10 protein-coding genes are annotated in these 8,661 nt (G+C 72.7%); 5 read left to right on the forward strand and 5 right to left on the reverse strand.

All coding sequences use genetic code 11. The annotated features are described in order from the left end of the window. The first annotated feature begins 150 nt into the window (after positions 1-150). Positions 151-1,050 carry a S1 family peptidase gene (locus tag L0P92_RS38870; RefSeq protein WP_234767859.1) on the forward strand — a complete coding sequence of 300 codons (900 nt, stop codon included), beginning with the start codon at positions 151-153 and terminating at the stop codon, positions 1,048-1,050. Here L0P92_RS38870 and L0P92_RS38875 read toward each other — a convergent pair. Then, entirely contained in the window at positions 1,044-1,742 is a 699-nt protein-coding gene (locus L0P92_RS38875; protein ID WP_234767850.1) for a helix-turn-helix transcriptional regulator, read from the reverse strand. The genes L0P92_RS38870 and L0P92_RS38875 overlap by 7 nt on opposite strands. Before the next feature lie 71 nt (positions 1,743-1,813). Here L0P92_RS38875 and L0P92_RS38880 point away from each other — a divergent pair, with 71 nt between their 5' ends. Next, a complete protein-coding gene (locus tag L0P92_RS38880) occupies positions 1,814-2,248 on the forward strand; it encodes a hypothetical protein (RefSeq protein ID WP_234767851.1) in 435 nt (144 codons plus the stop codon). A 55-nt stretch (positions 2,249-2,303) separates the two neighbouring features. Here the strand turns inward: L0P92_RS38880 and secD are convergent, their stop codons facing one another. The 4 genes from secD to L0P92_RS38900 form a co-directional block, all read right to left on the reverse strand. Continuing rightward, positions 2,304-4,535 (reverse strand): protein translocase subunit SecD, encoded by a 2,232-nt coding sequence (gene secD, locus L0P92_RS38885; RefSeq protein WP_234767852.1) that lies wholly within the window; start codon positions 4,533-4,535, stop codon positions 2,304-2,306. 81 nt (positions 4,536-4,616) lie between these two features. Further along, the gene (locus tag L0P92_RS38890) at positions 4,617-5,027 is read right to left on the reverse strand and encodes a hypothetical protein (RefSeq protein WP_234767853.1); all 411 of its coding nucleotides are present in this window, start codon (positions 5,025-5,027) and stop codon (positions 4,617-4,619) included. Positions 5,028-5,031: 4 nt separating this feature from the next. After that, positions 5,032-5,715, reverse strand: a complete 684-nt coding sequence (locus L0P92_RS38895; RefSeq protein ID WP_234767854.1) for a response regulator — start codon at positions 5,713-5,715, stop codon at positions 5,032-5,034. Positions 5,716-5,717: 2 nt separating this feature from the next. After that, positions 5,718-6,668 (reverse strand): HAMP domain-containing sensor histidine kinase, encoded by a 951-nt coding sequence (locus tag L0P92_RS38900; protein WP_234767855.1) that lies wholly within the window; start codon positions 6,666-6,668, stop codon positions 5,718-5,720. A gap of 312 nt (positions 6,669-6,980) precedes the next feature. On the opposite strand from L0P92_RS38900, the gene L0P92_RS38905 reads away from it, so the two are divergent. Genes L0P92_RS38905 through L0P92_RS38915 form a run of 3 tightly spaced genes read left to right on the forward strand, consistent with a single transcriptional unit; the run spans position 6,981 to position 8,565 of the window. Continuing rightward, on the forward strand, positions 6,981-7,292 hold the full coding sequence (locus L0P92_RS38905) for a TraR/DksA C4-type zinc finger protein (protein ID WP_234767856.1): 312 nt from the start codon (positions 6,981-6,983) through the stop codon (positions 7,290-7,292). A gap of 47 nt (positions 7,293-7,339) precedes the next feature. Continuing rightward, positions 7,340-7,714: a TraR/DksA family transcriptional regulator gene (locus L0P92_RS38910; RefSeq protein ID WP_234767857.1), complete on the forward strand. Its 375-nt coding sequence runs from the start codon at positions 7,340-7,342 to the stop codon at positions 7,712-7,714. Beyond that, positions 7,711-8,565 carry a rod shape-determining protein gene (locus L0P92_RS38915; protein ID WP_234767858.1) on the forward strand — a complete coding sequence of 285 codons (855 nt, stop codon included), beginning with the start codon at positions 7,711-7,713 and terminating at the stop codon, positions 8,563-8,565. The genes L0P92_RS38910 and L0P92_RS38915 overlap by 4 nt, the downstream gene beginning before the upstream one ends. Positions 8,566-8,661: the final 96 nt, after the last annotated feature.

An 8,661-nucleotide genomic window follows, 5' to 3' on the forward strand; every position in this document is an offset into this window, starting at 1 on the left:
ACCGAAGGCCACCTACCCCCACCGGGCGCGGCCGGACACACTGAGACGTCGGCCGGCCTCGACGCGGCGTCGACGGGCGCAGCCGTGGCCGCGTCCCGCACGGCCGCGCGCCATCACTCGAACCTGCCCTACCGTCCTCGGGAGTCTTCAGTGATCACAGTGCGCCGTACCCCCGTCAGACGTCGTCCACGGCTGATCGCCTCGGCGTTGAGCCTGCTCGTGGCGGCCGCTCTCGCCCTGTCCGACACCAGCGCGACGGCGGCGCCCGCGCCCGACGCCGTACCGTCCGCCGCGTCGGTGGCCGGCGCGGCTTCGGCCGTCGAGTCGCTGGGGATCGCCGGGACGGCCTGGGCCGTCGACGAGCGCACCGGGAAGCTGCGGATCCTCGCCGACTCCACGGTCGGCGAAGCGGACCTGGCCGCGGTCCGGCGAGCCGTCGGGCGTTTCGCGGGCGTCGCGACCCTCGAACGGCTCGACGGGCGGCTGCGCACCCTCCTGTCGGGCGGTGACGGCATCTACGCGGCCGGCTGGCGCTGTTCGGCGGGCGTGAACGTGCGCAGCGGCACCTCGTACTACTTCGTCACCGCAGGCCACTGCACCGACACCATGTCCACCTGGTACACCAGTTCCGCCATGAGCACGACGATCGGCCCCACCACCGGCACCAGCTTCCCCGGCAACGACTTCGGTGTCGTCCAGTACGCCAACCCGGCCGTGCCGCGCCCCGGCACCATCGGGTCCGTCGACGTCACCGGGACCGCGACCGCCTACGTCGGCCAGAGCGTCTGCCGTCGGGGTGCGGCCACCGGAGTCCACTGCGGTGTGGTCACCGCGCTCAACGCGACCGTCAACTATCCGGACGGAACCGTCTCCGGCCTCATCCGGACGAACATCTGCGCCGAGCCCGGCGACAGCGGCGGCCCGCTCTACGCCGGTGACAAGGTCGTCGGAATCCTCTCCGGCGGCTCCGGGAGCTGCGCGACGGGCGGGGTCACCTACTACCAGCCGATCCAGGAAGTACTGAGCGCGTACGGGCTTTCCGTCTACTGATCCGTCGGTTCGAGACGGACGCAGCAGTGGCCGGCCCCGGGCGCCAGACAGGCCCGGCGGCCGTGCTCGTCGAGTCCTTCGAGGACGCCGCGGAGCAGGTGGAGGTTCATGCCGCAGACGGTCTGGGTGTGTTCGCGGGCGAGTGCGTGGAAGGGGCAGTTGCCCAGCACGATCGCGTCATCGTCGTAGCGGGGCTCGAAGCCGTGGTGCTCCAGGAGGTCGAACACGCCCGTGTGCTGCCCGGCCAGCTGGGCGCCGACGTCGTGGGCCTTTCGGTGCAGGACGGAACGGACCGGTTCGCCGGTGGCCTCGGACTCCTCCAGGGCCTGGGCCAGGAGCCGTCCGGCGAGTTCGTACTGCCGCTCCGGAAGGTTGACGGTGACCTGCTTCGATGAGCGCCGGTACAGCTTGGCCGGCCTGCCCGCTCCCGGGCCGGTGCGGCCGCTGCGCCGTTCGTAGACGACGTCGAGGAGTGACTCGTCCGCCAGCCGGTCCAGGTGGAAGGCCGCGGTCTGGCGGGCGAGCCCGAGCGCGGCGGCGGCCTCGTCACGGCTGACGGGTTCCTGCTGGCGCACGACGTGGTCGTACAGCCTCCTGCGCGTCGGTTCGTCCAGGGCGGCGACGGCGGAGACGTCGGGGCGGCTGGCGTCGTTCGAACGGTCCACGAACACCAGTGTAAAACCCATGCCCATTGACTTAAGAACCGCCAGGCGCTTCTATAAACAGTGAAAGTTGTCGTTAGAAGAGCCGAAGGAACAACGCCATGTCGTCCACCACCACAACCACGCCGGCCGGGCCTCGGCGGGCCGCGCTCGCCGACCCCCGCTACCAGGCATTCGTCATCCTGCGCACCGGGTTCACCGTGGCGCCGATCCTGTTCGGTCTGGACAAGTTCGCCAATCTGCTCGTGGACTGGCCGGGCTATCTCGCGCCGTGGATCAACGACGTCGTTCCGGGCAGCGCCCAGGCGGCCATGTACGCCGTCGGTGTCATCGAGATCGTCGCGGGTCTCGTCGTCGCCCTGGCCCCTCGCTTCGGGGGCTGGCTGGTGGCCGGATGGCTCGCCGGCATCATCGTGAACCTGCTGACCATCCCCGACTACTACGACATCGCGCTGCGCGACTTCGGTCTGCTGCTCGGTGCGGTGGCCCTGGCCCGGCTGGCCCAGGGCTACCACCGCGAGGGGCTGTCGCGCTGAAGCCCACCGTGGCGTAGGAAGCCTCACCCGCCCCGTCCGCCGGCGATCCCGGCGGTCAGGGGCGGCGTGACGGCTTCCGGCGTGCGGTGCGGCGGTGGAGCCGGATCACCAGGGGCGCCGCGGTGAAGACGGAGGAGCAGGTGCCGACCGCGATGCCGATGAGCAGGGCCAGGGCGAAGTCGGTGAGCGAGGAGCCGCCCAGCACGGCGAGGGCCGTGAGGATGAACGCGGCGCCCATGCCGGTGTTCACGGTGCGGGGCAGGGTCTGGAGGATCGCCTGGTTCACGACGCCGGGCAACCGTGCCCGGGTGGTCCTGCGGGCCAGTTCCCTGACGCGGTCGAAGAGCACCACGGAGTCGTTGACCGAGTAGCCGACCACCGTGAGCAGGGCGGCCAGGAACACCCCGTCGACGGGCTTGCCCAGCCAGGCGAAAACGCCGAGCAGGATCACCACGTCCTGGGCGAGGGCGACGACCGTGGCCGTGCCGAAGACCCAGCGGAAGCGCACGGTCAGGTAGACGAGCTGTGCCCCGAGGGCCACGGCGAGCGCGATCAGCGCACCTTGCCGCAGCTCCTTGCCCAGGCTCGGGCCGATCATCTCGTCACGGACCTTGTCGGCGCCGCCCGCGACGTCGTCCACGGCGCCGCTGACCTCGGCCGCCTCGGCGTCGGTCAAGGTCCCGGTACGCACCGTCAGGCCCGTCTCGCCCGAGGACTGCACGACGGCTCGGGGCAGTCCGGCGTCGTCGAGGGCGGTGCGGACCCGGTCGGGATCGACGGGGTCGGCGGTGGCGTACTCGATGAGACGGCCACCGGTGAACTCCACTCCGAAGTCGACCCCGCGCACCGCGATCCCCGCACCGGCCAGCACCAGTACGGCCGCGGACGTGGCCAGCCAGCGCAGCGGCCGGCGCATCAGCCGGGGGTTGCGGCGGACCAGGCGGTCGCGGACCGCGCCCGTGGTGGCGATGCCGGTGAGGCGGGGGCGGCGGCGTACGCTCGGGCGGCTCACCGCGAACTCGGCGAGGACGCGGCTGATCACCAGGGCGCTGAACATGGCGGCGAGCACGCCGATGCCGAGGGTGACGCCGAAGCCGCGGACGGGCCCGGAGGCGAGGAAGAACAGCAGGGCTGCCGCGATCAGCGTGGTGATGTTGGAGTCGGCGATGGCGCTGAAGGCGTTGCGGAAGCCGGCCGCGAGGGCCGAGCGGGTGCTGGGGCGGCGGCGGGCCGCGTACTCCTCCCTCGCGCGTTCGAAGACCAGCACGTTGGCGTCGACGGCCATGCCGATGGCCAGTACGAAACCGGCCAGGCCCGGCAGGGTCAGGGTGGCGCCGAGGGCGGCCAGGGCGGCGTAGGAGACCAGGCCGTAGCAGGCCAGGGCGAGGGCGGCGAGGCCGCCGAGCAGCCGGTAGACGGCGATGATGAACAGCGAGGTCAGCGCGGTGCCGATGGCGGCGGCCCAGGCGCTGGCGGCGATGGCCTGCGCGCCCAAGGTGGGGCCGACGGTGCGCTGTTCGACGGTTTCGACGGGCACGGGCAGGGCTCCGCCGTTGATGAGCAGCGACAGTTCGCGTGCTTCCTCCGGGCTGAAGGAGCCCGTGATCTGGGTGGCGCCGTCGCGGATGCCGGTCTCGCAGCCGACGGACGGGTCGACCTGTGGGGAGGAGATGACCTTGTCGTCTAGGACGATGGCGACCCTTCGTGCCGGGTCGCCCGCCGGGTGACAGGCGGCCTCGCCGGTCAGCCGGGCCCAGCCGTCGCGGCCGGGGCCCTCGAAGTCGACGGTGACGTGCCATCCCGTGGCGCCCTGCTGGTCGAACCGGGCGGCGGCCTCCTTGACGTGCTCTCCGGTCAGGGCGGCGGCGCCGAGGCGCAAGGGGGTGCCGGACTCGTCGGGCAGGACGCGTTCCCCTGGTCCTGTCTCGGCACCGCTTTCGGCGGTGCCGAGCACCTGGTGGAAGGTGAGCTGTGCGGTGCGGCCCAGGACGTCGGCGGCCTGCTTCGGGTCCTGCACGCCGGGCAGTTCGACGATGATCCGGTTCTCGCCGGAGCGGACGAGGGTGGGTTCGGCGACGCCGAGTGCGTCGATACGGCCGCGCAGCACCTCCAGGCTGCGGTCGGTGGCCTCGCTGTCGGCGTCGGCGGTGGGGCGGGTCTCCAGCACGATCTGCGTGCCGCCGCGCAGGTCGAGTCCGAGCCGGACCGGCACGGTGAAGGCGATGTACAGCGATACGGCGAGCACGGCGAGGGCGAGCAGCGCCCGCAGGCGCAGGGAACGGTTCAACGGAGCCTCCGGCAGGCACACCCGAACGGCGGCCGACGAGGGGCCGCGGCGGGGTGCGAGGGGATGGGACGGGACAGGGCGTCAGGTGCCGGAGGACACCGGGGGCGCCCGCCCGCGGTCGGGGGCCGTACGGGGCTGCGAGGACGGTGAGTGGACCGGCGGCGCCGGTGGCCGTACGCGGTGGGAAGGGGTGACGGCGTCCGAGGCCTGGCCGTGGGTGAGGAGGGGGCCGCGCGGGGCGGGGTGCTCGCTGTGCGGGTCGTGGCGGGTCACCGCCCGGACGACACAGCCGGCGTCGCAGCCGTCGTGGGCGCGCGGCCCGTCGTCCTGGTGCTGTCCCACCGTCACGGGCGTGCCGACGACCGGCGGGGCGGCGGCGCCGAGGGTGGTCAGCAGCGCCAGGAGGACGGCTGCCAGCAGCGCGGCGGCGGGAAAGCGTCGTACGGGCGCGGTGGCGCTGGTGCCGGGGGCGATGCGCGCGGCGTCAGGCATGCGGTCAGGGTTCGATCAGGCCGGCGCGGATGGCGTAGCGGGTGAGGTCGAGGCGGTCGCGCAGGCCGAGTTTGTGCAGCAGGTTGGCGCGATGGCGCTGGACGGTCTTGATGCTGATGAAGAGCAGGTCGGCGATCTCCTTGGAGGAGTGGCCCTCGGCGACCAGCTTGAGGACCTCCTCCTCTCGGGGGGTGAGGATCTGGTCGGGGGTCTCCTGGCCGTGGCGGGCCCGGTCGAGGTAGTTGCGGATCAGGGCGGTGACCGCGCCCGGGTAGAGGAACGGCTCGTCCCGCATCGCGGCCCGGCAGGCCGCGACCAGGTCCCGGTCGGCGACGGACTTCAGCACATAGCCGCTCGCGCCGGCCTTGAGGGCCTGGAAGAAGTACTGCTCGTTGTCGTGCATGGTGAGCATCAGGATCCGCAGTCCCGGTTTGAGGGCGGCCAGTTCGCGGGCGGCCTGGAGTCCGGTCAGGCGCGGCATGGCGATGTCCAGCACGGCCAGGTCGACGTCGTGGGAGCGGGCCAGCTCGATGGCCTCCGCCCCGTCCCCGGCCTCCGCGACGACCCGCAGGTCGGGTTCCTGGTCGAGGATGAGCCGCACTCCGCGGCGGACCAGGGCGTGGTCGTCGGCGAGCAGGATGCGGATCGCGCTCGTCTCCGCCCCGGGGGTCGTGGTCGTCTCCGGCATGGTCAGTGCTTCCTGGATACGGGCGCGGTGAGCTGGACGCGGGTGCCGGTGTCGGGTGCCGGGGCGATCTCCAGGCTGCCGCCGATGAGCAGGGCCCGCTCCCGCATGCCGCGGATGCCGGCGCCTTCGCGGGCGGCCTTGACGCCGCGGCCGTCGTCCGTGACGGTCAGCACCGCGCTGTCGCCGGTGTGCCGCAGGGCGACGGTGACGTGTTCGGCGTCCGCGTGCCGGGCGGCGTTGGTCAGGGACTCCTGGGCGACGCGGTAGAGGACCAGTTCCGTCTCCGGTGCCAGTGCGGGCAGGTCGGCGTCGAAACGGCGGGTGATCCGCAGCCCGGTGTGGGTGGCGAAGTCCTCGGTGAGCGAGGTCAGCGCGCTGATCAGACCGAGGTCGTCCAGCACGCCCGGCCGCAGCCGGCGTACCAGGCGACGAACCTCGTCCAGGCTCTCCCGGGTGATCTCCTGCACCTCGTGGAGGTCCTTGCGCAGCGGGTCCGGCGCGTCGTCGGCGGCGCGCTTGAGCCCCAGCAGGATCGCGGTCATGGTCTGCCCGACCTCGTCGTGCAGTTCCTGTGCGATACGGCGGCGCTCGGCCTCCTGGGCCAGCAGGGCCCTGGCGCTGCTGGTGGCCCGCTCCTGTTCGAGGCGCTCCAGCATCGCGTTGAACGTACGGATCACCTCGGCGACCTCACGGCCGCCTGCGGCGGGCAGACGCTGCCCGGGGCGCAGCAGATCGACGGTGGTCATCAGTCTGGTGAGCCGGTCCAGCGGAGCCAGGCCGAGGCGCAGCAGCGCGGCGTTGGCGACCAGCATGACGGCCAGACCGCCGACCAGGATCACCGCCTCGGTGAGCAGGACGGGCACGGACACGGTCACCGGAGCCCACAGCAGCAGTGCCGTGGCCAGACCCAGGACCACGGCGTTCAGGGCGAAGATCCGCCAGAACAAGGACACCGGCCGCACGCCTCCCCTTCCACACCTCGGTTCACCTCCACTGTCGGCCATCAGGCGGCCCACGGCGTGCGCGACTCCGGGATGCGTGACTGACCTGCCCGCCAGGCTGCCTTGTCCCGAGCGCGCCGTCGATGGGCGCTGACCCCCATTTCCGCGGACGCGCGCTACCCACCGGGCGGCCGTATGGGTCCCCTGCCCCGGGGTAAATGGAGTCCGCGACCGATAGGTATCCGAGGCGCGCCCGGCCAGGGTTGAGGGCACCGGGGTGGATGACACACGACCACCCCAGCCGAGACGAGAAGGGCACCGATCATGTCGCTCGATGTCACCCGGGCCGAACCCCCGCTGCACGAGGCCCGTCAGCGCCTCGAACACGCCCGTGTCTCCCGGCTGGCCCAGCTGCACGCCCTCAGCGAGACAGGGCACAGCGCGGACGATCCGCTCCTGTCCGCGCAGCTGACGGCGATGAAGCGGGTCCTCAAGGAGATCGAGGACGCCTTCGGCCGCATCGAGGACGGCACTTACGGAACCTGCGCCGGCTGCGCCAAGCCGGTCCCGGCGGAGCGGCTGGAGATCCTCCCCTACGCCCGCCACTGCGTCGCCTGCCAGCGTCGCGCCGTCTGAGGAACCATCCGTACCGATCTTCTACGCCCTGCCTCAAAAGGGGTGACGTGGTGAACCACCAGACCATCGACGAGAGCACGACGCAGCTGTCGGCCGAGGACCTCGCCGCGCTGCGGGAGAACCTGCACGAGCAGCGGCTGTTCCGCCAGGAGCAGCTGCGCCGACTCACCGGACCGGACACCTCCCGCGCCGAGGACCGCATCCGGCGGCGGGCCGCCTCGCAGATCGAGGTCCACGTCAAGCTCGTCGCCTCCGCCCGCATGGTCCTCGCCGACGTCGAAGCGGCCCTCGCCCGGATGAACGACGGCGTCTACGGCACCTGCCACCTGTGCCGGCGCCCCGTCGACCGGGAACGGCTCATGATCGTGCCGCAGGCCCGCTACTGCGCCCGCTGCCAGCAGGTCAAGGAGGGCGGCCGATGACCGGCACCGACCTGCTGCGCTCCGCCGTCGCCCGGCACCGGCCCTGGCCGATGTGCCGGCGCTGCTGCGGCATCGCCCTGGACATGGGCAGTGCCCGCACCCGCGCCTGGATCGCCGGCAAGGGCGTGGTCGTCGACGTGCCCACCGTCGCCTTCCCCGGGGCCGAGGCGGTGTACCCGATCCAGCGCGGGACCATAGTCGACGCCCAGGGCTGCGCCGGGATGCTGGAACGTCTGCTCGTCCCTCGCCTGCCGCGCTTCACCCGGCCCCTGGTCATCGTCACCACCCCCGTCCTGGACGGCGTCGCCTACCGCGCCCAGGCGCGTGCCGCGGTCGAGGCGCTGAAGCCGTGCGGTGTGCTCACCGTGCCCGGCGCCCGGGCCGTCGCCGTGGCCGCCGGCGCGGACCTGTCCCGTCCGCTGCTGGTGGTGGACATCGGCGCCCACCTCACCGAGGCGGTGCTGCTGAGCGACGGCGCCGTGACCGACGCGCACCACGCGGCCGTCGGTACCGGCGACCTGGACGGCACGACGTCGGCGGAGCAGCTCGTCGAGGCGGTGGTCGCGATGCTGACCGGGATGCTCCGCGAGGACCGCAGCTCGCTCACCGTCGACGCCCTGCACCACGGCGTCCTCCTGGCGGGCGGGGGCGCGCTGCGTCCCGAGATCACCTATCGCCTCACCGGCCGCCTGCACGCACCGCTGCGTGTGGTCCCGGCCCCGCACACCGCGGCCGTCCGCGGCGCCGCCGAGCTCCTTCAGTCCGCCCACGTCCACCCGTCGACCTGCACGCCCCTGCCGCCCGCCGCCCGATCCGACCAAGGCCTGTCCGGCGGATCAGGCCGGCTGTAGCGGTGCCTCATCAGCACAGCTGGGCGTACGGGAGCTCTGCGCGCCGGCACGATCCGCCGGTCGGTCCCCGCCACAGGGCCGCGCCCCGCCCTCGTC

It is taken from the genome of Streptomyces muensis (assembly GCF_021474425.1).
Lineage (GTDB): Bacteria > Actinomycetota > Actinomycetes > Streptomycetales > Streptomycetaceae > Streptomyces > Streptomyces muensis.